This is a genomic window from Acinetobacter sp. YH01022 (assembly GCF_013420235.1).
GTDB lineage: Bacteria > Pseudomonadota > Gammaproteobacteria > Pseudomonadales > Moraxellaceae > Acinetobacter.
Genome location: NZ_VOYP01000043.1, coordinates 1 through 22,881, shown reverse-complemented (window position 1 = coordinate 22,881; position 22,881 = coordinate 1). Strand labels below are relative to the sequence as shown.

Annotated in this window: 19 protein-coding genes and 2 pseudogenes; 10 read left to right on the top strand and 11 right to left on the bottom strand. The window is 42.0% G+C overall.

Annotated elements, in window-relative coordinates:
• A pseudogene (locus FTT87_RS13060) lies at positions 1 to 156 on the bottom strand (IS701 family transposase); the annotation flags it as partial.
• A gap of 233 nt (positions 157 to 389) precedes the next feature.
• Here FTT87_RS13060 and grpE point away from each other — a divergent pair.
• The 4 genes from grpE to FTT87_RS13040 all read left to right on the top strand — a co-directional run bounded on the left by grpE (position 390) and on the right by FTT87_RS13040 (position 4,517).
• On the top strand, positions 390 to 938 hold the full coding sequence (gene grpE / locus FTT87_RS13055; protein ID WP_086197579.1) for a nucleotide exchange factor GrpE: 549 nt from the start codon (positions 390 to 392) through the stop codon (positions 936 to 938).
• Positions 939 to 1,060: 122 nt separating this feature from the next.
• On the top strand, positions 1,061 to 3,004 hold the full coding sequence (gene dnaK, locus FTT87_RS13050) for a molecular chaperone DnaK (RefSeq protein ID WP_180082403.1): 1,944 nt from the start codon (positions 1,061 to 1,063) through the stop codon (positions 3,002 to 3,004).
• 104 nt (positions 3,005 to 3,108) lie between these two features.
• Positions 3,109 to 4,020 carry a matrixin family metalloprotease gene (locus tag FTT87_RS13045; protein ID WP_180082401.1) on the top strand — a complete coding sequence of 304 codons (912 nt, stop codon included), beginning with the start codon at positions 3,109 to 3,111 and terminating at the stop codon, positions 4,018 to 4,020.
• 119 nt (positions 4,021 to 4,139) lie between these two features.
• Positions 4,140 to 4,517, top strand: coding sequence for a hypothetical protein (locus tag FTT87_RS13040; RefSeq protein ID WP_180082411.1), 378 nt, complete (start codon positions 4,140 to 4,142; stop codon positions 4,515 to 4,517).
• A gap of 92 nt (positions 4,518 to 4,609) precedes the next feature.
• Here FTT87_RS13040 and erpA read toward each other — a convergent pair whose 3' ends face one another.
• From erpA to FTT87_RS13020, 4 genes are all read right to left on the bottom strand, one after another.
• A complete protein-coding gene (gene erpA, locus FTT87_RS13035) occupies positions 4,610 to 4,945 on the bottom strand; it encodes an iron-sulfur cluster insertion protein ErpA (RefSeq protein ID WP_086198910.1) in 336 nt (111 codons plus the stop codon).
• A gap of 117 nt (positions 4,946 to 5,062) precedes the next feature.
• Complete coding sequence (locus tag FTT87_RS13030) at positions 5,063 to 6,073, bottom strand: putative solute-binding protein (RefSeq protein ID WP_180174966.1); 1,011 nt, start codon at positions 6,071 to 6,073, stop codon at positions 5,063 to 5,065.
• Between the two features lie 235 nt (positions 6,074 to 6,308).
• Positions 6,309 to 7,319, bottom strand: a complete 1,011-nt coding sequence (locus tag FTT87_RS13025) for a putative solute-binding protein (protein WP_086197583.1) — start codon at positions 7,317 to 7,319, stop codon at positions 6,309 to 6,311.
• Between the two features lie 235 nt (positions 7,320 to 7,554).
• Positions 7,555 to 8,562: a putative solute-binding protein gene (locus FTT87_RS13020; RefSeq protein WP_086197584.1), complete on the bottom strand. Its 1,008-nt coding sequence runs from the start codon at positions 8,560 to 8,562 to the stop codon at positions 7,555 to 7,557.
• 240 nt (positions 8,563 to 8,802) lie between these two features.
• Here FTT87_RS13020 and FTT87_RS13015 point away from each other — a divergent pair, with 240 nt between their 5' ends.
• On the top strand, positions 8,803 to 10,737 hold the full coding sequence (locus FTT87_RS13015) for an ATP-binding cassette domain-containing protein (protein ID WP_180174964.1): 1,935 nt from the start codon (positions 8,803 to 8,805) through the stop codon (positions 10,735 to 10,737).
• Positions 10,738 to 11,222: 485 nt separating this feature from the next.
• Here FTT87_RS13015 and FTT87_RS13010 read toward each other — a convergent pair whose 3' ends face one another.
• The 5 genes from FTT87_RS13010 to dnaA all read right to left on the bottom strand — a co-directional run bounded on the left by FTT87_RS13010 (position 11,223) and on the right by dnaA (position 17,954).
• Positions 11,223 to 11,534, bottom strand: coding sequence for a hypothetical protein (locus tag FTT87_RS13010; RefSeq protein ID WP_373423526.1), 312 nt, complete (start codon positions 11,532 to 11,534; stop codon positions 11,223 to 11,225).
• Between the two features lie 152 nt (positions 11,535 to 11,686).
• Positions 11,687 to 14,155, bottom strand: a complete 2,469-nt coding sequence (gene gyrB / locus FTT87_RS13005) for a DNA topoisomerase (ATP-hydrolyzing) subunit B (protein WP_180043241.1) — start codon at positions 14,153 to 14,155, stop codon at positions 11,687 to 11,689.
• Between the two features lie 54 nt (positions 14,156 to 14,209).
• Entirely contained in the window at positions 14,210 to 15,292 is a 1,083-nt protein-coding gene (gene recF, locus FTT87_RS13000) for a DNA replication/repair protein RecF (RefSeq protein WP_180174963.1), read from the bottom strand.
• 27 nt (positions 15,293 to 15,319) lie between these two features.
• On the bottom strand, positions 15,320 to 16,465 hold the full coding sequence (gene dnaN, locus FTT87_RS12995; RefSeq protein ID WP_180174962.1) for a DNA polymerase III subunit beta: 1,146 nt from the start codon (positions 16,463 to 16,465) through the stop codon (positions 15,320 to 15,322).
• A gap of 109 nt (positions 16,466 to 16,574) precedes the next feature.
• Positions 16,575 to 17,954, bottom strand: a complete 1,380-nt coding sequence (gene dnaA, locus FTT87_RS12990; RefSeq protein ID WP_180174961.1) for a chromosomal replication initiator protein DnaA — start codon at positions 17,952 to 17,954, stop codon at positions 16,575 to 16,577.
• A 661-nt stretch (positions 17,955 to 18,615) separates the two neighbouring features.
• Here dnaA and rpmH point away from each other — a divergent pair.
• The 5 genes from rpmH to mnmE all read left to right on the top strand — a co-directional run bounded on the left by rpmH (position 18,616) and on the right by mnmE (position 22,715).
• Positions 18,616 to 18,750, top strand: coding sequence for a 50S ribosomal protein L34 (gene rpmH, locus FTT87_RS12985; protein ID WP_000831329.1), 135 nt, complete (start codon positions 18,616 to 18,618; stop codon positions 18,748 to 18,750).
• 30 nt (positions 18,751 to 18,780) lie between these two features.
• Positions 18,781 to 19,170: a ribonuclease P protein component gene (rnpA, locus tag FTT87_RS12980; RefSeq protein ID WP_086197590.1), complete on the top strand. Its 390-nt coding sequence runs from the start codon at positions 18,781 to 18,783 to the stop codon at positions 19,168 to 19,170.
• A 9-nt stretch (positions 19,171 to 19,179) separates the two neighbouring features.
• Positions 19,180 to 19,500 carry a membrane protein insertion efficiency factor YidD gene (gene yidD, locus FTT87_RS12975; RefSeq protein WP_166171660.1) on the top strand — a complete coding sequence of 107 codons (321 nt, stop codon included), beginning with the start codon at positions 19,180 to 19,182 and terminating at the stop codon, positions 19,498 to 19,500.
• Positions 19,501 to 19,505: 5 nt separating this feature from the next.
• Positions 19,506 to 21,260: a membrane protein insertase YidC gene (gene yidC / locus FTT87_RS12970; RefSeq protein WP_180174960.1), complete on the top strand. Its 1,755-nt coding sequence runs from the start codon at positions 19,506 to 19,508 to the stop codon at positions 21,258 to 21,260.
• Positions 21,261 to 21,359: 99 nt separating this feature from the next.
• The gene (gene mnmE, locus FTT87_RS12965) at positions 21,360 to 22,715 is read left to right on the top strand and encodes a tRNA uridine-5-carboxymethylaminomethyl(34) synthesis GTPase MnmE (protein WP_180043245.1); all 1,356 of its coding nucleotides are present in this window, start codon (positions 21,360 to 21,362) and stop codon (positions 22,713 to 22,715) included.
• Positions 22,716 to 22,770: 55 nt separating this feature from the next.
• Here mnmE and FTT87_RS12960 read toward each other — a convergent pair.
• A pseudogene (locus FTT87_RS12960) lies at positions 22,771 to 22,881 on the bottom strand (IS701 family transposase); the annotation flags it as partial.

Below are 22,881 nucleotides of genomic sequence, written 5' to 3'. Positions count from 1 at the left end.
TTCACGCTCTAGAAAGCGATTTACACTATCATGCGAGATGTTATAAGTCTCGGCAAGTTGTGTACAGCTAATAGAGTTCGGTTCTGTCATGAGAAAGCCCATATAAATGGGTAATGTACAAGTTGCTATAGAAGCATGTTTAATTCGTCTGATCACAGATACTTTATAAAGCATTTTAATACTTTTTTGAATCTGTCAATGCGTAAGTCCTATAATTTTAATCAAATTAAACAGATTTAATTGCTTGTCTCGCTTGAATTTTTAACGTCTGCCCCGAACTCTGTATTAATCATGAATTTTATCACTCATGGCAGTTCAGGATTAACGCAGTTAGCACTGAGGCCAAAAGGACTGACATGTTTAAAAACCCATTCAAACGGAGTAAATCTATGGCAACTGAGCAGAATCAAGACGCTCAAGATCTAGGGCAAGAGCAAGCTGAGCAACAAACAGTAGAATCTCAAGCTGAACCTGAACAGTCAGAAGTTACCGTTGAATCTTTACAAGAGCAGATTGCACAGCTTGAAGGTGACTTGAAGTTAGAAAAAGCCCGTACAGCCAATGCAGTTTATGAAGCACAAAAAAGCGTAGAACGTATTCAACGTGAAGCTGAAAAGCATAAAGAGACCGTGATTGAGAAGTTTGCTAAAGAGCTGCTCGACACTGTCGATAATTTAGAGCGTGCCATTCAAGCGGCTGGGGATATTGAATCGCCATTACTTGAAGGCGTTCAACTGACCCATAAATCATTACTCAGTACGCTGGAAAAATTTAACGTTGTAGAAGTCAACATGAATAATGGTTTTAATGCTGATTTACATCAGGCCGTCGGTATTGCACCTGACGTCAAAGCTGGTGAAATCGGTACCGTATTACAAAAAGGTTATGCCCTTTCAGGCCGTTTACTGCGTCCAGCAATGGTCCTCGTAGGTCAATAAGGTATAGAAATTCGAGAGTTTTTCTATTTTTTTCATGCAAACAACTTGAAAAATTTTGAATGGCTCTCATATCGGATAACAAGCAAAAACATTGCAAAAAATAATTTTGAGGAAACATCCAAATGGCTAAAATCATTGGTATTGACTTAGGTACAACAAACTCTTGTGTTGCCGTACTTGAAGGCGACAAAGTTAAAGTCATCGACAACGCTGAAGGCGCGCGTACAACTCCATCTATTATTGCCTATAAAGATGGCGAAATTCTGGTTGGTCAATCTGCGAAACGTCAGGCAGTGACTAACCCTAAAAATACATTATTCGCGATCAAGCGTTTGATCGGCCGTAAGTATCAAGACCAAGCAGTGCAAAAAGACATCGGTTTAGTGCCTTACAAAATCATCCAGGCAGACAATGGCGATGCATGGGTGGATGTAAATGACAAGAAACTTGCACCACAACAAATCTCTGCTGAAATCTTGAAAAAGATGAAAAAAACTGCAGAAGACTATTTAGGTGAAACAGTTACTGAAGCGGTCATTACTGTGCCTGCTTACTTCAACGATGCACAACGTCAAGCCACTAAAGATGCAGGTAAAATTGCCGGTTTGGACGTTAAACGTATCATCAACGAACCAACTGCTGCAGCTCTTGCGTTCGGTATGGACAAGAAAGAAGGCGACCGTAAAATCGCGGTTTATGACTTGGGTGGTGGTACTTTCGACGTATCCATCATTGAAATTGCTGACTTGGATGGCGACCAGCAAATCGAAGTATTATCTACAAACGGTGATACTTTCCTAGGTGGTGAAGACTTCGATAATGCTTTAATTGAATTCCTGGTTGAAGAATTCAAGAAAGAACAAAGCGTGAACTTGAAACAAGATCCTCTTGCATTACAACGTTTAAAAGAAGCCGCTGAAAAAGCAAAAATCGAGCTTTCTTCTTCTAATGCAACTGAAATTAACCTTCCATACATCACTGCAGATGCGACTGGTCCTAAACATTTAGTGATCAACGTGACTCGTGCAAAACTTGAAGGTTTGGTGGCTGATCTGGTCGCTCGTACTATTGAACCATGTAAGATTGCACTTAAAGATGCCGGTCTTTCAACTTCAGACATCTCTGATGTGATTCTGGTTGGTGGTCAGTCTCGTATGCCACTGGTACAACAAAAAGTACAAGAATTCTTTGGTCGTGAGCCACGTAAAGACGTGAACCCTGACGAAGCAGTAGCAATTGGTGCTGCGATTCAAGGTGCTGTGTTGTCTGGTGACAAAACTGACGTATTACTTCTTGACGTAACTCCATTGACTCTAGGTATTGAGACTATGGGCGGCGTGTTAACTGCAATTATCGAGAAAAACACCACGATTCCTGCGAAGAAATCTCAAGTGTTCTCAACTGCTGCAGACAACCAGCCTGCTGTAGACATTTCGGTTTACCAAGGTGAACGTAAAATGGCGCAGCAAAACAAATTGTTGGGTAACTTCCAATTAGGCGACATCCCACCTGCTCCACGTGGCGTGCCACAAATTGAAGTATCGTTCGATATCAATGCTGACGGTATCTTGAAAGTGTCTGCAAAAGACAAGAGCACTGGTAAAGAGCAATCGATTCAAATTAAAGCAAACTCAGGTTTGAGCGATGCTGAAATTGAAGCGATGATCAAAGATGCTGAAGCGAATGCGGAAGAAGACCGTAAGTTCGAAGAACTGGCTAAAGCTCGTAACGAAGCTGATGCTTTAGTTTCTAGCGCGCAAAAAGCAGTAAAAGATCTGGGCGAACAAGTGACTGCTGACGAAAAAACTGCGGTTGAAACTGCGGTTTCAGAACTTGAAGCTGCAACCAAAGAAAATGACGTTGAAGCCATCAAAGCAAAAACTGAAGCATTACAAAACATCATCATGCCGATCACTCAACGCGCTTATGAAGCTGCGCAAGGTGCTCAAGGCGGTGCGCAAGGTTTTGATCCAAATGCATTCCAAGGTGATGCGGGTCAACAACAAAAAGCAGATGACGGCGTTGTAGATGCTGAATTCACCGAAGTTAAAGATGACAAAAAATAATTTGTCGAATTAACAGAAAAAAGACCGCGCGCAAGCGCGGTTTTTTTATTTTTATTTCAGCTTAATTGTTATACAGTATAGAAAAATAATGATTTTAAGCTTTTATGCGCTTAGTGCTACTCAGCCTGTTGGTCATATTTCTGTTCGGCATGACCTATCAAACCCGAAATCATCCTCAAATTCGCCACAATACCCTGTTGGATCGTATTCAACATCCTTTCGATACCCGCTTACGTTACCGTATTGCTGAGGTTGATTCACGTTTTGGTGTTACTGAAAATGAACTGAAACAGATTAGCCAGCAAGCCACTGACATCTGGAAAGCGGGTACAGGCAAAGACTATTTTGTTTATGATCCCGATGCCCGGCTCACCATCCATTTAATTTATGATCAACGTCAAGACGAATCGGTGCAACGTCGGCAGCAATTAGGCCAGATTCAACACAACCAGCAAGTGTGGGTCAATAAAAATCAACAACTGCAGCAATTTAAAGATGAACTAGACCGTACCAATACTCTACTCGATGCGAAAAAAGCCCAACTCAATATACAAATAAATCAACATAATCAATATATTGCCATTATTAATCAAAGTGGTGGAATCCCGGCTTCACAACGGGAACAGCTCATGCAGCAGCAAAACCAGTTACAACAGCACATTTTGGTACTGCAGCAAGAGATCAATCTTTATAACCAGAAAATTCAGCAACTTAATCTGGAGGTTGATGAACTGAATCAGCTGAATCAACGGATTGATAGCTCGGTAAAAAGCTTTAATCAGTGTTTTCAGCCACGATTATTTGATAAAGGTTCATTTAATGGCAAGCAAATTAACATTTACGAATTTGAATCGATTGAGGATTTACGCTTGACGCTGGCGCATGAATTTGGCCATGCACTGGGCTTGAAACATAATCAGGACCCGCAAGCACTGATGTATCCACTGATGAAAGAGCAAAACATGCTAAATTTCCGCTTGTCCGCTGCTGATCTTGCCCTGTTACAGGCGCGTTAGGCTCAACTTGAGATACAATGCAAAAAAACCTTACTTTTTATAAGTCTATGAATAGTAAGATATCGGCAATCAGGCAAATTTCGTGTTATGGTAATAACCAGAAATGACAACAGAAACCTCTGGAGATGCGTGTGAGTTACTACCATATTCTTATTGAAGTAAATGATCACATCAGTACGATTGAACAGACTCGTGATATTGAAATTTTTGATATTATTGAGATTCAACCTTATCTCCATTCCATTCTTTTGCCGTATTTCAATGAGCAACTGATTGAACTTGAAGATGAAAATATAGAATTTAAAGATATTCTACATTTACAAGTCAAACAGACCCTGTTGCCTATTCAAGATTTGATTGAAGAAGAACAACGTTTACTGCCAAGCGATACCGATATCACCATTAGTGCTTATGAAATTTTTAACAATCGCGATTTAAGCCAAGATGTGACTACGGTTATTTTTGATATTCTAGAAGCAGCAAAACTGCAAGCCTAATAATTTAAATAGCTTGCAACAGCAAATCAGCATGCTAATCCGCAATAAAAAAGCCCCCATTTTTGGAGGGCTTTTTATATTTGATTATTCGATTAAATTGAAAAAGATGAACCACAACCACAGGTTGTTGTTGCATTAGGGTTGTGCACGATAAAACGTGAACCTTCCAGGCCTTCTACATAATCTACTTCTGAACCGACAAGATATTGATAGCTCAATGAATCGACCAGCATTTTCACATCACCATTAATAAATTCAGCATCATCTTCATTCATGCTTTCAGCAAAGTTAAAGCCATAAGAGAAACCGGAACAACCGCCACCTGTAACATAAACGCGTAACATTAATTCTTGGTTGCCTTCGCTATCACGCAATTGGCGTACTTTATTCGCAGCATTGTCGGTCAACACCAGAGCTTGGGCATTCATGTGGGATTCCTCTGTTCAATTCAGCTGTCTTGAAATATAAAAGACCATATATTAAGTATAGCATACCCAATATATGGTCAGTATTTACAGATTTAAAGTTAAATCAGACTATTTTTCTCAAGATTTTTTATAATTTTCATCCTGCAGACTACATTCAAAATTCTTTGGATCTTGCTTACAACGGAATTGCCACAGTAATTTCATCATACGTTTATCATAAACGCCGCGTTTGGTTAAATCGACCCGCGACTCGCGCATCAATTTTTGATAGCCCACTTTATCTGCTTCAGGAATTTGCATCCAGTATTTTTGCGGAATATCGGCTTTCATTTTGCCTAAAATCCCGAAGGCACGAGGTAACTGGCTTTTCACCCATTCACGTGACTTTTGCCCATATCCTGCCGGAAATTTATCTGGACGGATAATCACATTACCGGTGACTTGTAAAATAGGATAATTCACAATTGCACCCTTATTGCCTAAACCCTTATACAGTTCTAAAGGTTTAAATACGGCAGCAGGTGCACCAATAATATCCACCTGACCATTGTTAAATTTAGCGCCAAAATTGGTGACATCTGCACTAATCGCCTGTGCACCCACTTGCTGAACCATAATTTTTTGCGCTTCATCATAATCAAGCACGGCAATTTTTTTGCCTGCAGCTTTCGCCACGGTATTGATATTACGATCATTAACCATTAAAAAGGCATCGCCGACTGGAATCACACCCACCACTTCATATTTGCTATTCAGCATATGTTTGGCAAAAGTTGGATTGGCTAAACCCTGCATCACTTTTACTGCCAGTTTTAAATCGGGAATCGCACCAATAGCATCCAGTGAACCGGTAAAATGGTTAAACTGACGACCGCGCATACCGGTCACACTGATCCCGTCACACTTTCCAGCTTTAAAATCTTCAGCGATGACTGCTTCATTTTGGCCTACACGTAATTCAATATCGGCGCCCCAATTTTTGGCTGCCAATTGATAATCTTTCATCAGGGCAAAAACATCCCCACTTTTACCTACTAAATCAAATACGCAAATCACCTGTTTGGCTTGAGTAATACTAGCGACAGCACACAAACCTAGACCAAGCAGCAGTGTTTTAGAGCATGGCATCATGATTTTTTCTTCCTTGTGTCATTATTTTATTCAATCTTGAATTGAATCGTTTTTGCTTTTTTTATTCATCAGCCAGCAGCCGATTTGAAGACTTGTTTTTTGGGCTGATAAAATTTCACTGTTATTTTTTTAAGATTACGCCTTTTTTCACTCATCTCAATGGCAAAAATGACAAAATACTAGTGACAAAAAAGCCTAGATTTAATCTAGGCTTTCTTTTTAAAAATCAATACTATTCACCACCAAGTGAACATTCAAAATTGGCTTTATCGACAGAGCAGCGAGCCTTTTTCAAAACCCCCATCATGCCTGGATCATAAATACCGCGGTTGGTCATATCCATACGGCCTTCACGCAATAATTTTTGATATTTGGTTTTATCTTCTGCAGTCAGGTTCAATTTAAACTTGGCCGGAATATTGGCTTCCAGACGATTAATTAGGGCAAAACTTTTTGGTAAGTTTTTCACAAACCAGTCACGTGATTTTTGACCAAAGCCTGCCGGGAATTGGTCTGGACGGATCACAAAATCTGCGGTCACCTGGAGTACAGGGAAATTAAACATCGCACCATTAGAACCTAAACCTTTATAAATTTCTAAAGGTTTATAGGCATAGGCAGGTGCACCTACCATATCGACCTGTCCATTATTGAATTTTGCGACAAAGTTAGATACATCAGAGATCACCGCTTGCGCACCTACACGTTGCACCATAATTTTTTGTGCATCGTCATAACCTAATACCGCAAATTTTTTACCTGCTGCTTTTTCAATCGAGTCAATTTTTTTATCGCGTACAAAAATAAAAGCAGAACCTAAAGGTGAAATACCCGCCACTTCATATTTTTTGCCGCCTAAATTACTGACCATTTTCGGCGCATTACGTTTATCCAAAGCAAAAGTGATGGCACGCTGAGCAATCGCATTACTTGGTGCACCACCGAGAGCATCAATAGAGCCTACGAATTTATTGTATTGACGAGCACGCATCGCGGTCATAAACACGCCGTCACATTTACCGGCTTTAAAGTCATTATCAGCAACCGCTTCGTCTTGACGTGGAATAAGATTAATTTCTGCCCCCCATCCTTTGGCAGCCAATGCCCATTCCTGAGCCATTTGAAAAGATTCACCCGATTTACCCAGTAAATCAAATACACAGACATCGACTTTAGCAGCTTGTGCTGTACTCGCTAAGCCTACAGCAGCAAATGTTGTTAATGTGAAAATCATTTTTTTCATTATTTCGGTCCTTTTAGAATCTTGTTGTTTGACGAGTATCCGTTCACGCCACAAATATTAAGCAAGTTCATTCTAAAAAAATAGAGTATTTACTCCAATTAATCAGGCTTAAAATGCCAATCGTTTTTCATTTTTTTAAGTTAGCAATAAAAATCATAAACTTATGTAACAGCGATTTTTAGGTATAATTTATGAAATTTGCGCTATTTTACAAATGAATACAATAATGATGGATTTATTCACCGCTTAATGAACACTCAAAGTTGGTTCTCTCTACCGTACAACGGGCTTTTTTCAGCACCGTCATCATGGTCGGTTCATAAATTCCTTGCCTAGTCAGGTCTAAACGTCCATCTCGTAATAATTTTTGATATTTATCATGATCTTCCTTAGTTAAATTGACTTTATATCTGGCGGGAATTTCCGCTTCCAGGCGTTTCACCATAGCAAAGCTTTTCGGTAAAAGTTTTACGAACCAACTCCGTGACTGATCTGCAAAACCTTCAGGAAATTTCTCCGGGCGAATCACCAGATCGGCAGTCACATTGACGACCGGAAAATTAATCATTGCCCCGCTAGAGCCTAAACCTTTGTAAATTTCTAGCGGCTTAAAGGCATAAGCGGGTGCCGCAATCATATCGACTTCACCATTGTTGAATTTCTTCACAAAATTAGAAATATCAGCCATCACCGGCACTGCACCAATACGCTGGACAACAATTTTTTGCGCCTGATCATAGTGCAGAATGGCAAATTTTTTACCTTGTGCCTTCTCTATAGAATTAATTGATTTATCACGTACAAAAAGATAGGCAGTACCAATTTGCCCAATTCCTGCCACCTCATATTTCTCATTGGCAATGCTACTGGTCAGCCGCTTTTTATTACGTTTGTCCAACACAAAAGCAATGGCTTTTTGTGCAATCTGATTACTTGGAACGCCACCAAGTGCATCAATTGAACCGGCAAATTTGTTATAGGCGCGGGCACGCATTGAGGTCATGTAAAAAGCATCACAGACACCGACCTTAAAATCTTTTTCAATTTTGGCTTCGTCTTGATAGGGCATTAGATTGACCTCGGCTCCCCAGTTTTTACTGGTTAAGGCCCATTCTTCAATTAATTTATAAGACTCACCTGCTTTCCCAAGTAAATCAAATACACAGATATTCTGTTTTGCCTGCGCTAAGCTGGAAAAACTCAAAAGTGTGAGCATAGATAAAATAAAAGTCTTTTTTTTCATGATGTGCCTTATTCTTTTTCGCTTATTTATCTTAGAAAATTACTATAATTTTGTTTTTATACTAAAAATAGAGCTGCTGAGGCCTTTCTGACGAAAGGCTGTTTTTTTGCACAATTTGTCACATTTTTATTCATCTACTTAAAATCATGCTTTTATAAAAAAGAATCATGCACTGCCTTTTTCTTTTCTGAGTGGCTTCCTTTAGAATACGCACATTATTCTTCTCATTTAGATATTTCAATGATTCAGTTAGATCAACTTTCTATACGTCGCGGTGGGCGTGTTTTATTTCAAAAAGCGTCTATGCAGCTACATCCAGGATGGAAAATTGGCCTAACCGGTGTCAATGGTGCAGGAAAATCGACCCTGTTCGCCGCATTATTGGGTGGCATGGAATCAGATGGCGGTTCTTTGACCCGTCCTGCTGCCTGGACGGTGGCTCATATGGCTCAGGAAATTAAAGCGCTGGAGATGAAGGCCATCGATTTTGTCCTGTCTGGAGATGAAGAATATTGGGACATCCAGCATAAACTGGAACATCCTGAAGCCCTTAATAACGATGAGTTAGCACATTTATATGGCCGCTTTGACGAAATTAATGGCTACTCTGCTCCATCAAAAGCATCACAATTGATGGCCGGTTTGGGCTTCTTTGAACATCAGTCACAACTGGATGTTTCCAGTTTCTCGGGTGGCTGGCGCATGCGTTTAAATCTGGCCCGCACCCTGATGAGCCGTTCAGACTTGCTGTTACTGGATGAACCGACAAACCATCTCGATTTGGATGCAATTTTATGGCTGGAAGACTGGCTAAAAGCCTATGAAGGCACCCTGATTTTAATTTCGCATGACCGTGATTTTCTTGATGCCGTTACCGATCATATTTTACATATCGAAAATCAGGAACTGATGCTCTATACCGGAAATTATTCTACCTTTGAACGTACACGTAGTGAACGTCTGGCACAACAACAACAAGCGTATGAAAAGCAGCTTGAAACACGGGCACATTTACAAAAATTTATTGACCGCTTTAAGGCCAAAGCCACCAAAGCCAAACAGGCACAGAGCCGGATTAAACAATTAGAACGTATGCAGGAACTTTCTGCTGCACATGTCGATACACCGTTTACCTTCAGTTTCCGTGAACCGACTAAAATGAGCTCACCGCTGCTGCAACTGGAACATGCAGATATTGGTTATGGTGACAAGCTGATTGTAACCAATGTCAATTTGCAAATCACACCAAGCAGCCGGATTGGTTTACTCGGGATGAATGGGGCCGGTAAATCGACACTGATCAAATCTTTGGTTGGTGACCTGAAACTGCTCAAAGGGACGCGCAAAGATTCTGAATTGCTGAATATTGGTTATTTTGCCCAGCATCAAATGGATGCCCTGGATGGTAGTGCCAGTCCAATGCTGCAATTGTCACGAATCGCGGACAAAAAAATCAGTGAAGCAACTTTACGTTCATTCCTCGGTAGCTTTGGTTTTAGTGGCGAACGTATGGACACCCCAAGTGAAGGCTTCTCTGGTGGTGAACGTGCGCGCCTAGCTTTGGCTTTAATTGTATGGCAACGTCCAAACGTGTTGATTCTGGATGAACCGACCAACCATTTGGACCTTGATATGCGTCATGCCCTGAGCATGGCCTTACAGGACTTTGAAGGTGCTGTGGTGTTGGTATCGCATGAGCGTCAATTGATTGCCAGCGTCTGTGATGAATTGTTGCTCGTCCACAATGGTCAATGCCGTGAATTTGATGGTGATTTGGTTGCTTATGCAGACTGGTTACGTCAGGCACGGATTGACCTGATGAAAAATGGTCAGAAACCCGCTGCACCAGTTCAGTCACAAGTTGACGTTAAAGCGACAATTTCAAAACTTGATAAAGAGGCGCAGCGTAAAGAAACTGCGCGTCGCCGTGAACTGAGTCGCCCGATTCGTAAAAATATTGAAAAAAATGAAGCACAGATTAGCAAGCTGCAACCCCGTTTAGCTGAAATTGAAGTCTTACTGGGTGATACGGCAATATATGAAGCCAGTCGTAAAGATGATTTACTCAAGCTGATGAATGAGCAAACTCAGTTAAAAAGCCAGCTGGAAACGGCGGAAGAACAAATGTTAGAGTTAATGATGGAACTGGAAGAGCTTGAAAGTTCTTTTGAATAAGGCATTTTTCCATTCTTAAGTAAAGCTAAAGTGACGTTTATTTTATGATCGCAGCACAATATTTAAGGTGTGCTGCGATTTTTTAATTTTTCTACACAACCATTCTATTCTACACAACCACTCTATATAGCCATTCTACCCAGTTATGACGAGCTATTTTAAATCAAACAACATGATCAGGTTTTAAATTCAAAAACTACCTTTAAATGAATTTAAATTCAAAGTCAGGTTTTAAATTTAAAAAATTTATCCACAACCACTCAAAATTCAAGTTTAAATTTAAAATAAAAGATCATTTTATGCTATGGATAAGTTAATTTTCACTTTTCTATTGAGCTAAAATGACAGTTTAAAAACTTATCCACACAAAGATTTCTATCTATGTTGATCATTTAAAATTAGTTTTTTGACTTATCCTGAGCTGTTTTTTTGCGTTTTAAAAACCTGAGTTCGATAATCTTCCAAGCACCCTCATTGACCCATAATTACCGAATTTGTTTATGATTCTGCAAACCAATCCAGACCTGGCAATGCTTTAAATCTTCATCATAATCAAATTCTGCAAACTCAACTGCGAGTTTTTGTGGCTTCCAGACACCATTTTTCACGGCATGAGCAATGCGGTCATAACGGACAAAATTGCTTTCCACGCGACCCTCCTGCTCGTAGACCACTTTGAACTGTTCATGTTCATACTGGGCCAGCACCTCATAATTTCCGCTAAAAAAGGCCTGAGTCCAGATATCGCGGATCTGTTCCAGTTCTTGATCCATAGTGCTCACCTCGTCATATTGCATGATGATTTCCTCTTTATTTGGAATCATCATGACAGAAGAATACGTCATTTTAATAAAAATAAAGATGGCTAAAAATTAATCAAATTAAAATAAAAACAGCATAAAAAAAGCATCCCGAAGGATGCTTTTTTACAATTTCACTCATCAATGCATCAAGCGTCAATATCCGCATTTAAGGCATTTTCCTCAATAAAGGCACGACGCGGTTCCACATCATCGCCCATCAAACACGAGAACATGCGGTCTGCCTCAATGGCATCGTCAATGGTCACCTGCAGCATGTTACGGTTTTCAGGATCCATAGTCGTTTCCCACAGCTGTTCCGCATTCATCTCACCCAAACCTTTATAACGCTGGATCATCATGCCGCGACGTGAGTCAGATAAAATGTGCTGCCAAACCTGATGGAAGGTCGACACCTGAATCTTGCGATCACCTTTCTGCAAATAAGCGCCATCTTCAAGCAAGGTAAACCAGCTCTTCGAATTTTGCAGTAAACGCTTGTATTCACTTGAACCGAGCAATCCGGTATCCAGTAAATAATGATGCGGCAAGTTGTGCACATACACCGTTACACGTGGCCAGTAATGCACCACTTTGCTACCGTCTGCATGTTCTTTCTCAAACACTTCAAGCGTGATTTCAGGACGTAAACTTGGTTGATACGTTTCAATAGCAGCACGCAACTGTTCAGACCACTGTTTCACATAGTCTTCATCATGACTATGGTCTAACTTGAACGCATCTAGGCCCAGTAAACCATCCAGCAAGCTTGCTGGATAACGTAGCGTTAAACGCTGCAAGCTCTTTTGTGAAGTCTGATAGTCAGCAATGACTTTTGCTAAAGACTCACCACGAATCGCAGGTGCATCGGCGCTGACATGCAGTTCCAACTCATCAATTGCGTTAGAAATCAGGTAAGTCTCAAGCGCATCATTATCTTTAATGTACTGCTCTTGCTTGCCTTTTTTCAGTTTATATAACGGTGGCTGTGCAATATAGATATAACCGCGTTCTACCAGTTCAGGCATTTGACGGAAGAAGAAGGTCAACAGTAGCGTACGGATGTGCGAACCATCAACGTCAGCATCGGTCATGATGATGATTTTGTGATAACGTAATTTGTCCGGGTTGTACTCTTCACGACCAATACCACAGCCCAACGCTGTAATCAGCGTACCGACTTCCTGACTCGAGATCATCTTGTCGAAACGTGCACGTTCTACGTTCAGGATTTTACCTTTCAGTGGCAGAATGGCTTGCATCTTACGGTTACGGCCCTGTTTGGCAGAACCACCCGCAGAGTCACCTTCGACCAGGTACAATTCAGACAATGCCGGATCTTTTTCCTGACAGTCCGCCAGTTTACCTGGCAAACCGGCAATATCCAGCGCACTCTTACGACGGGTCATTTCACGCGCTTTACGTGCAGCATCACGTGCACGAGCCGCATCGATAATTTTTCCGGCAATCGATTTTGCTGCTTGCGGATTTTCCAGCAGGTATTCCGAGAATGACTTGTTCATCGCCTGCTCTACAGCAGGTTTCACTTCACTTGAAACCAGTTTTTCCTTGGTTTGTGAAGAGAATTTAGGATCAGGCACTTTTACCGAAACAATCGCGGTTAAACCTTCACGTGCATCATCACCCGATACAGCAACTTTCTCTTTTTTGAGCAAGTTTTCGCTTTCCATATAGCTGTTTAAGCCACGGGTTAAAGCAGCACGGAAACCAGCTAAATGTGTACCACCATCTTTTTGTGGAATGTTATTGGTAAAACAACGCACGTTTTCTTGATACGTGTCATTCCATTGCAAGGCAACTTCTACACCAATGCCATTGTCTGCTTGCACAGTAAAATGAAAGATATCATTCAGATGGGTTTTGCCCTGGTTGATATATTTTACGAATTCAGACAAACCACCTTCATAATCAAACACATGTTCTGCATTGATACGTTCATCACGTAGCACAATACGCACACCGGCATTCAGGAATGAAAGCTCACGCAAACGGCGCGCCAAAATATCAACATTGAAAATAGTTTGACTAAAGGTCTCGGCACTTGGCCAGAAACGAACAGTAGTCCCGGTTTTGTCGGTATCACCCACGACTTTGAGTGGATAGACAGGATCACCATGTTTATATTCTTGTTGATGAATATGACCGGCTCTGTAAATGGTCAATTCCAGTTTGCTGGATAAGGCATTGACGACCGAAACACCTACACCGTGCAAACCACCAGAAACTTTGTAGCTATTATCGTCAAACTTACCGCCGGCATGCAGAATGGTTAAAATCACTTCAGCTGCAGATACGCCTTCTTCAGGATGAATATCTGTCGGAATACCACGACCATTATCGGATACGCTGACTGACTCATCTTCATGGATGGTGACCAGGATTTCGTCACAGTGACCTGCCAAAGCTTCATCAATAGCATTATCGACCACCTCAAACACCATGTGATGCAAGCCTGAGCCATCGTCTGTATCGCCAATATACATACCTGGACGCTTACGCACAGCATCGAGGCCACGTAATACCTTGATACTAGAGGAATCATAAGCTTTTTCATGGGTTGGTTCTGTTTGAGAAGCAGCTTGATCTTCTGAACTCATGGTTTCTCCCTAGTGAAATATAGGTCTATCCAAAGATGGGTAAAATTTAAAAAGTTATTGCACAACAACCTGAACTTGACCATTTTCAACTTTGAATAATTGATATGAAATAGACAAATCATGTAAATGTTTTTTGACCGATTCATGCTCTAAAGTGGTAATAAAAACTTGACTACCCAGCTGGCTTAATCGCTCAATTAATCGTCGTTGTGCAGTTAAATCTAATTCTGCTGTCAGATCATCTAATAATACCACAGTTTCCTTATTACAGGCATGTAGCATTGCAATCTGTGACAGTTTTAGAGCCATAATCAAGAGCTTTTTCTGACCGCGTGAAAGCACCACATCAGCATCGCCCAACGTTGTTTTTAAACGTAAATCGGCACGATGTGGACCGTATTCAGTATAACGGCGATCCACATCTTTCTGATGATGCACAGTCAGGTCATGCAGCAAGCCCTGTTCGGTATGAAAGCCAGGCATATATTCCAGTTCCACCGTAAGATTGGGCAGCAAGTGCTGCAAATCCTGCTCAAAATAAACTTTCCACTGCTCGACAATGCCGCTACGCTGCGCATTCAGCATTTCGCCGTATTCTGCCAGCATTTTGTTCCATGGTTCCAGATCATGCAAACCGAGATTTCTGCTCGATTTCAACAAGCTGTTACGTTGCTTTAAGGCACGTGCATAGTACTGCCAGGCATGATAAAAATCCGGTTCCACGTGGAACATCAACCAATCCAGCAACTGCCGGCGTGGTTTGGCACCATAATCGATAATGTCGGTACTTTGTGGATCAATATGCTGTAAAGGCAGTATTTTGGCCAGTTGCCCTTGGGTCGCAATATGATCGCCATTGACCTTAATCAGCTGTTCACCAGAGAGCAGCTTTTGCATGCCAATTTTTTCCGTTGCCGATTGTGCAAACACAATCGCATCGCCGGTTTCATTCTGAATATAATTTTTCGGGATATGGGTACGAAAAGAACGCCCGGTCGCCAGCAAATGAATGGCTTCCAAAATCGAGGTCTTACCTGAACCATTTTGCCCATAAAAGACATTAAACGGCTGCAACTCATGGAGTGCAACCGTCTTTAAGTTTCGAACACGTTCTATATTTAAACGCGTAATATGCATGGTTAAATCTGATTCAATATCGGTAAATTAAACACGCATTGGCATTACAACATAGGTCTGGTCCTGTTGTGCCGGATCATGCACCAATACCGACTGATTCGCTTCAGTCATGGTCATCGATACATCTTCACCATCTAACACACTCAGCACATCAAGCAGGTATTGGGCATTGAAAGACATTTCCATCGGTGCATCTGCATACTGAATGGCTAAATCTTCAATCGCTTCATCTTGCTCCGGGTTATTGGCACGCAGCTGCAAAGAATCGGCACCAAAATTCAGGAACACGCCACGTAATTTTTCATTACTGAGAATGGCCACACGTTGCAAGGATTGCTTGAATACATCATGCGCGATCAATACGTTTTTATCGCCACCACGTGGAATCACGCGACGGTAATCCGGGAATTTTCCATCAATCAGTTTCGTGGTGAAACGAACGGTAATATCGCCCTGCTCTTTATCACGACTCGGGGTACTGATGGTCACATTTAACAGTTCACGACCAATCAATAAAGACAATTGCTCATCTTCAATGCTAAGCAGACGCTGTAATTCTGCTACCGCTTTACGAGGCACAATCGCCTGAATCGGCTGAGTTGCAGTAGATTGTGCAACGGTTTCACACAGCGCTAAACGGTGACCATCAGTCGTTACAGCACGCAATTGATTTTGGTCAATTTCAAGTAAGGTACCAGTTAAATAGAAACGGACATCCTGCACAGCCATTGCAAAAGCCGTTTTTTCAAACAGTCGTTTTAACTCGCGCTGAGTCACGGTCACTTGCGTACCTTGGGCATTTTCAGTACTTAACAATGGATAATCTTCAGCTGGCAAAGTACCCAGTACAAAGCGGCTATTCCCTGATTTTAAAATACAGCGATCTTCAGTAATTTGCAGGTCAATCAATGCCGCGGCAGGCAAGGATTTACAGATATCCATCAGTTTACGTGCCGGTACAGTGGTTTCACCAGCCTGCAAGCAAGCCCCTTCAGCCAACGTGGTACTGGCCACCAGTTCCACTTCCAGATCAGAACCGGTAATGGTTAAGGATTCATTGCTCACTTGAATTTTTACGTTAGACAGAATGTTTAAAGTATGGCGACGTTCAACCGCTCCTACGACATGTGACAGAACATTAAGTAAGCTTTCTTTCGCGATTTTCAAACGCACGGTACATTCCTCTAACAACTGAAGATGAAAATAAATAAATGTGTTTTTTAGCAGTGTACTATGCGGCAGAATATGCCGCATTGCAAGAATAGAATTTGATCAAATCAGATCAGCTTTGCAACAGCCGTTGCAGGTTTTTATAGTCTTCATTAAAGATCGGATCTTGTTCACGCAGACTGATGACTTTTTCACAGGCATGCATCACGGTACTGTGGTCACGACCACCAAAGGCCATGCCAATTTCGGGGAAACTGTCCCCGGTCAGTTCACGTGCCAAGCCCATGGCCAGCTGACGTGGACGAGCATAAATCCGGGTACGTTTGGGACCGACAATTTCCTTTAAAGGAATACGGAAATATTCACTCACCACCCGCTGGATATTTTCAGTACTGATGGTACGGGCACGAATGGCCAGCACATCTTTTAACGATTCACGTACCACTTCCAGATCGATCGGTGTGCCTTTAAAACGGGAAATCGCCACCACTTTGTTCAGCGCGCCTTCCAGCTCACGAACATTGGCCACCACTTGCTGGGCAATAAACAGGGCACAGTTACGCGGCAACTCTATCCCACTGCTTTCGGCTTTTTTCAACAAAATTTCAATTCGGGTTTCAATATCCGGTGGTTCCACCCCGACCGATAAGCCCCAGGAAAAACGTGAAACCAGACGTGCATCCAGTTCCGTCAATTCTTTGGGATAACGGTCGGAAGTCAGAATAATCTGTTTTGATTCATCCAATAACGCGTTAAAGGTATAAAAAAACTCCACCAGACTGGCTTCTTTACCGGCCAGCAAATGAATATCATCCACCAACAACAGATCGAGCGAGCGGCAATTCTTTTTAAACTCTTCCACTTTGCCTTGCTGTAAAGAGCTGACAAAATCTTGTACAAAACTCTCGGCCGTCATATACATCACCCGTGCATTGGGTTTGGCCTGTAACAGGGCATTACCAACAGCTTGCATGAGGTGGGTTTTACCCAAACCGGTCGGTCCGTATAAAAATAGCGGGTTATGCTGTGAAGCCCCCAACTGGGTTAACACTTTACGGCAGGTTTCAGCTGCCATCTGGTTGGAACGGCCTTCAACGAATAGTGAAAAAGTAAATAAGGGATTGAGTAAACGTTTACGGCTGTTTTTACTGCCCGTTTCATCTTTTTCTTTTTTCGGTTTGGAAACAACTGCCGGCACAGATTGCAATGCAGCCGTGGTGGTTGCTGGCTGTTCATTGGCTGACAAGATTGCACCCGGACGTGAATCCACCAGAATCTCGACTTTACGTACCCGGCCTTCGGACATCTGTTCAGCCAAAATCGTAATCAGTTCCAGATGATGTTCCTGAATATAGCGGGTCCAATACGGATTGGGTGCATAGAGTCTTAAAGTATCGTTTAGCTCTTCAGCAACCAGAGGGCGAATCCACATGGTAAAGACATTTCCCGAAAGCTCTTGTCGCAAACGAGTTAGACAGTCTGTCCAAAGCATGTGAAACCCCTATTCATTCCATTGTTAGTAAAAAAATCATGCGAGCCCGACCGAGCGGGTCGCCATTCTATCGAAGTTATCCACATCTGTCATGGCAAAATTCAGGAAATATCATTCAAAAAAGCAAATTTCCAATTAAATTTAAATTTAAATCACAATGTGGATAAGTTTATCCGCAAGCTGTGGATAAAATACAACTTAAAGTTATCCACAATTTAATAAAATTATAAAAACATAGATATCCACAATTTAAATTTATGTTTATTAAAAATAAAATAGCCTTTTCCACAGAAAAACACCGCCCTAATAGTAATAAATTTAAATTTATAAATTTGAATTTATTTATAAGAACGCCATTCTTTGGGGATAACTCGGAAAAGTTATAAATTTAAATTCATTTCACAACACAAGCATTTCATTCACAGTAAGATGTGGATAAGATTGTGAATATTTCTGTTTATAACTTATGTTGTTTTATTAATCAATAATTTACACTGTGTATAAAATAGATACAACTTTTAATTATCTAAATGCATGTTCAACATATCAATCTTCTAAAAACCGGTTTATTTTGAAAGAAAGTTTGTTTTTGATTGACAGCTCATTGAATGAACACTAAAATCGCGAACCTTCATAGAAAGATCATTTTTGGAGTTTCAATATGAAACGTACATTCCAACCATCAGAATTAAAGCGTAAGCGTGTTCATGGTTTCCGTGCTCGTATGGCTACTAAAGCTGGTCGTCAAGTATTAGCTCGCCGTCGTGCAAAAGGTCGTCATAGCTTAACTGTTTAATCTGTTAACGCTATTACGATTTTGGGTGTTATGACACTTTATGGCTTCAGCACAGATGTACGCATACACTGTGCTGCCGATTATAAAAGTGTGTTTGATGGTGCGCTTTTTAAAGTGCATCAACCCCATTTCTTATTTCTTGCTAAAAATTCCGAGCAGCCGAAAAGCCGTTTGGGTATTGTTGTTGCCAAGAAAAAAGTGCGTCGCGCACATGAAAGAAATAGAGTAAAGCGTCTTGCTCGTGAAAGTTTTCGCCTGCATCAGCAGCAATTAGATTTATTAGATATTGTGGTCATGCCTAAAATGGGTATTGAAGCAATCCCTAATGCGGAATTGCAGCAGCAATTACAATTTGCTTGGCAGAAATTGCAACGCCTTGCCAAAAAGCATAAAAAGATAGCTCCCTCCCCACAAAAGTAGAGAAGGCCAATGGTACGTTTACTGCATTGGTTGATTCGATTCTATCAGATCGCGATTAGTCCTTTATTGGGACCCCGCTGTCGTTATATTCCCACATGTTCTCAATATTCTTTGGAAGCAGTCCATTGTTATGGTGCTGTGCGTGGTGTGTGGTTAGCTACTAAGCGTATTTGTCGTTGTCATCCTTGGGGGGGCTCGGGATATGATCCGGTTCCGCCAAAGGCAATTCGTTTTATTTCATTTCAGCAAATAGATTCTCAAACGCTTCACGTTGTTGTACCCTTTCGTGATCGTTTATTGAACCGAAATCACTCTAACTACTTGGGATAATAGATATGCAACAATGGGCCAGGTTTGCAATTCTAGGGGCCATGTTTGTCGTCGCATATTTGCTTATTTTGGCTTGGCAAAAGGATTATGGTCATGCAGAAACTAAACCGCAGCAAGAAGCTGCCGTGGTTTCACATGAAGTATCTGCAGATTTGCCAAATGGTCAAACCGCTGCTACTGCGTCTGACATGCCTCAAGCGAATATTGCGACTCAGCAAACTACAACAGATGCCACTGCACCTGTAAGTCAACAGCTTATTTCAGTACAAACTGACCTTTATCATCTTTGGATTAATCCTAAAGGGGGTGACATTGTTCGTATTGAATTATTGAACCACGATAAAGACAAAGACAGTAATGCTCCGTTCGTGATGCTTGAAAGCGATGCACAACGGACTTATGTTGCTCAGTCTGGATTGATTGGTTTAAATGGACCAGACAGTAACCGCAATGGTCGTCCTGTATATGAGATTGAAAAAGCATCTTATACACTGGCAGATGCCAAAGCGGAAAAGAACAAAGATGGTCAAGCGGTTAAGGTTTTATCGGTACCGATGGTCTACAAAACTGCTGACGGTGTAGAGATCATTAAGACGTTTACCTTCAAGCAGGGTGAATATCCGGTTATGGTCAGCCACAAAGTGGTCAACCGTAGTAACCAGAACTGGCAAGGCCAGATGTTTGGTCAGATCAAACGTGACAATTCGGATGACCCGGGTAAATCTTCCCAAGGTATTTTCACACTTGGCACATTCCTGGGTGGTGCGTGGGGAACGCCAGATGAACATTATAACAAGCTGAAATTTGCCAACTTCAACGATGAAAAGTTGAATGTTGAAGCCAAAGGTGGCTGGGTTGCTGTAGTGCAGCATTATTTTGTCAGTGCCTGGATTCCGGGTGATCTTAAACTGACTCAAGCCAATGGTCAGCCTTATAGTGCCAAACTGGAATCTCGCCAATCTACCGATAATATGAACATTATTGGTTTCACTTCACCGACCATGAATGTACCTGCAGGTACTGCGGCGGAAGTAGATGCGACATTCTATTCAGGTCCTAAAGTACAGTCTGAATTAAAAGACTTGGCTGTCGGCTTGAATCAAACGGTTGATTATGGCTGGTTATGGCCAATTGCCAAATTATTGTTCTTGGGCCTTCAATTCTTCCATAACATTGTTGGCAACTGGGGCTGGTCAATTATCATGTTGACTGTACTGGTCAAACTGATTCTTTGGCCATTGTCGTCCAAGAGCTACCGCTCTATGGCGAAAATGCGTGTGATTGCACCTGAAATGCAACGCATGAAAGAAGAATTCGGTGAAGACCGTATGCGCTTCTCGCAAGAAATGATGGCGCTGTATAAACGTGAACAGGTCAATCCATTATCGGGTTGCTTGCCATTGCTGTTACAAATGCCGATTTTCCTAGCCTTGTACTGGGTATTGATGGAATCAGTAGAACTGCGTCATGCACCCTGGTTGGCTTGGATTCAAGATTTATCTGCAATGGATCCGTGGTTTATCCTGCCGTTACTGATGGGCGCGACCATGTTTATTCAACAGTCTTTAAATCCGCAGCCGGCTGATCCGATGCAGGCAAAAGTCTTTAAGATTATGCCGATTGTATTCACCGTATTTATGTTGTTCTTCCCTGCGGGCTTGGTGTTGTACTGGATTGTCAACAACAGTATTACCATCTTGCAGCAAAGCCTGATCAACAAAGGTGTTGCGAAAGAACGCGAAAAACGCGACGTTGTTTAAGTAACGACTGATTGCGAATAGCTGAATAAATCCGCTTAAGATGGTAATCTTAGGCGGATTTTTCTTTGGCTGTGATTTGGGATTTTTTAGGTGAATTTTATGCAAAACCTTACTACGATTGCTGCGATTGCAACTCCGCCTGGGCGCGGTGGCGTGGGGGTAATTCGTCTGTCGGGTCCAAAATCTTATGCCATTGCTGAAGCTTTAACCCGAAACGCTTTGCCTAAGGCCCGTTTCGCCGGTTTCCGTCAGTTTTATGATGCATCTGGTGAAGTCATGGATGAAGGCCTGGCCATTTGCTTCCCTAACCCACACTCGTTTACCGGTGAAGATGTGGTGGAGTTACAGGGGCATGGGGGCCCAGTGATTCAAAATGCCCTGCTCGGCCGACTACTGGAGTTGGGTGCAACCTCTGCCAAAGCCGGTGAATTTTCCATGCGTGCCTTTGAAAATGGTAAGCTGGATTTGGTCCAGGCCGAAGCGATTGCCGACCTGATTGATGCCACCTCTCAGGCCGCGGCACGTTCTGCAGTCCGTTCACTGCAAGGGGCTTTTTCTACCCGGGTTAATACCGTGCTGGAGAAATTGATTCATCTGCGTTTACATGTGGAAGCTGCGATTGATTTCCCGGAAGAAGAAATCGATTTTTTGGCAGATGGCAAAATTTTAGCCCTGCTGGAAGATGTGCAAAGTTCGGTCGCTGCCGTGCAAACTTCGGCACGACAAGGCCAGCTATTGCGCGAAGGTCTGCAGGTAGTGATTGCGGGTAAACCGAATGCAGGTAAATCTTCCTTGTTGAATACCCTTGCGGGTAATGAACGCGCCATTGTGACTGATATTGCTGGTACCACCCGTGATGTCTTGCATGAAAAAATCACCTTGAATGGCTTGCCGATTACCCTGACCGATACCGCTGGTTTACGTGAAACTGGCGATGTCGTGGAAAAAGAAGGCATTCGCCGCGCGATTAAAGAAATTGAACAAGCCGATTTGTTGCTGCTGGTTTATGACTTAAGCCAAGGGGAAGATCCGCTGCAATTGGCACAAAACTATTTTGCCGAACATTTGGAACCACGCCGTTTAATGCTGATTGCCAACAAGTGTGATTTAACCGGTGCAGCTGCTGAAATAGGCGATTATCAGGGATTCCGTCATATTACCGTTTCTGCCAAGCAGGAAACTGGGGTGCAGTCGCTCATAGATGCGATTACAGCGCATGCAGGCTTCCAGCCGGAAGAAGATACCTTTATTGCCCGTACCCGCCATTTAGACGCAATGAAGCGCACTCAGCACTATCTGGCAGAAGCGCGTGAACAACTGGTGGTGTTCCATGCCGGTGAGCTGGTGGCGGAGTCATTGCGACTTGCCCAGAATGCCTTGGGTGAAATTACCGGGGACTTCAGTGCAGATGACTTATTAGGCAAGATCTTTGGGTCGTTCTGTATCGGAAAGTAATTTCAATTTACCTTTATATTTCAGTAAATTCTAATAAGTTAGGACTTACGCACTATTATTTATAGATTCTCTGTGGTAGCAGATGATTTTTATCGAGAATAAAGTCATCAATGAAGTTTTTGATCATTGGTCTAAATAATTTCTTCTGCCAACGATATACATTTTC

Coding starts and splice junctions, on each gene's coding strand:
- grpE (WP_086197579.1), top strand. CDS start 390: ATGGCAACTGAGCAGAATCAAGACGCTCAAGATCTAGGGCAAGAGCAA.
- dnaK (WP_180082403.1), top strand. CDS start 1,061: ATGGCTAAAATCATTGGTATTGACTTAGGTACAACAAACTCTTGTGTT.
- FTT87_RS13045 (WP_180082401.1), top strand. CDS start 3,109: ATGCGCTTAGTGCTACTCAGCCTGTTGGTCATATTTCTGTTCGGCATG.
- erpA (WP_086198910.1), bottom strand. CDS start 4,945: ATGAATGCCCAAGCTCTGGTGTTGACCGACAATGCTGCGAATAAAGTA.
- FTT87_RS13030 (WP_180174966.1), bottom strand. CDS start 6,073: ATGCCATGCTCTAAAACACTGCTGCTTGGTCTAGGTTTGTGTGCTGTC.
- FTT87_RS13025 (WP_086197583.1), bottom strand. CDS start 7,319: ATGAAAAAAATGATTTTCACATTAACAACATTTGCTGCTGTAGGCTTA.
- FTT87_RS13020 (WP_086197584.1), bottom strand. CDS start 8,562: ATGAAAAAAAAGACTTTTATTTTATCTATGCTCACACTTTTGAGTTTT.
- FTT87_RS13015 (WP_180174964.1), top strand. CDS start 8,803: ATGATTCAGTTAGATCAACTTTCTATACGTCGCGGTGGGCGTGTTTTA.
- FTT87_RS13010 (WP_373423526.1), bottom strand. CDS start 11,534: ATGCAATATGACGAGGTGAGCACTATGGATCAAGAACTGGAACAGATC.
- gyrB (WP_180043241.1), bottom strand. CDS start 14,155: ATGAGTTCAGAAGATCAAGCTGCTTCTCAAACAGAACCAACCCATGAA.
- recF (WP_180174963.1), bottom strand. CDS start 15,292: ATGCATATTACGCGTTTAAATATAGAACGTGTTCGAAACTTAAAGACG.
- dnaA (WP_180174961.1), bottom strand. CDS start 17,954: ATGCTTTGGACAGACTGTCTAACTCGTTTGCGACAAGAGCTTTCGGGA.
- rpmH (WP_000831329.1), top strand. CDS start 18,616: ATGAAACGTACATTCCAACCATCAGAATTAAAGCGTAAGCGTGTTCAT.
- rnpA (WP_086197590.1), top strand. CDS start 18,781: ATGACACTTTATGGCTTCAGCACAGATGTACGCATACACTGTGCTGCC.
- yidD (WP_166171660.1), top strand. CDS start 19,180: ATGGTACGTTTACTGCATTGGTTGATTCGATTCTATCAGATCGCGATT.
- yidC (WP_180174960.1), top strand. CDS start 19,506: ATGCAACAATGGGCCAGGTTTGCAATTCTAGGGGCCATGTTTGTCGTC.
- mnmE (WP_180043245.1), top strand. CDS start 21,360: ATGCAAAACCTTACTACGATTGCTGCGATTGCAACTCCGCCTGGGCGC.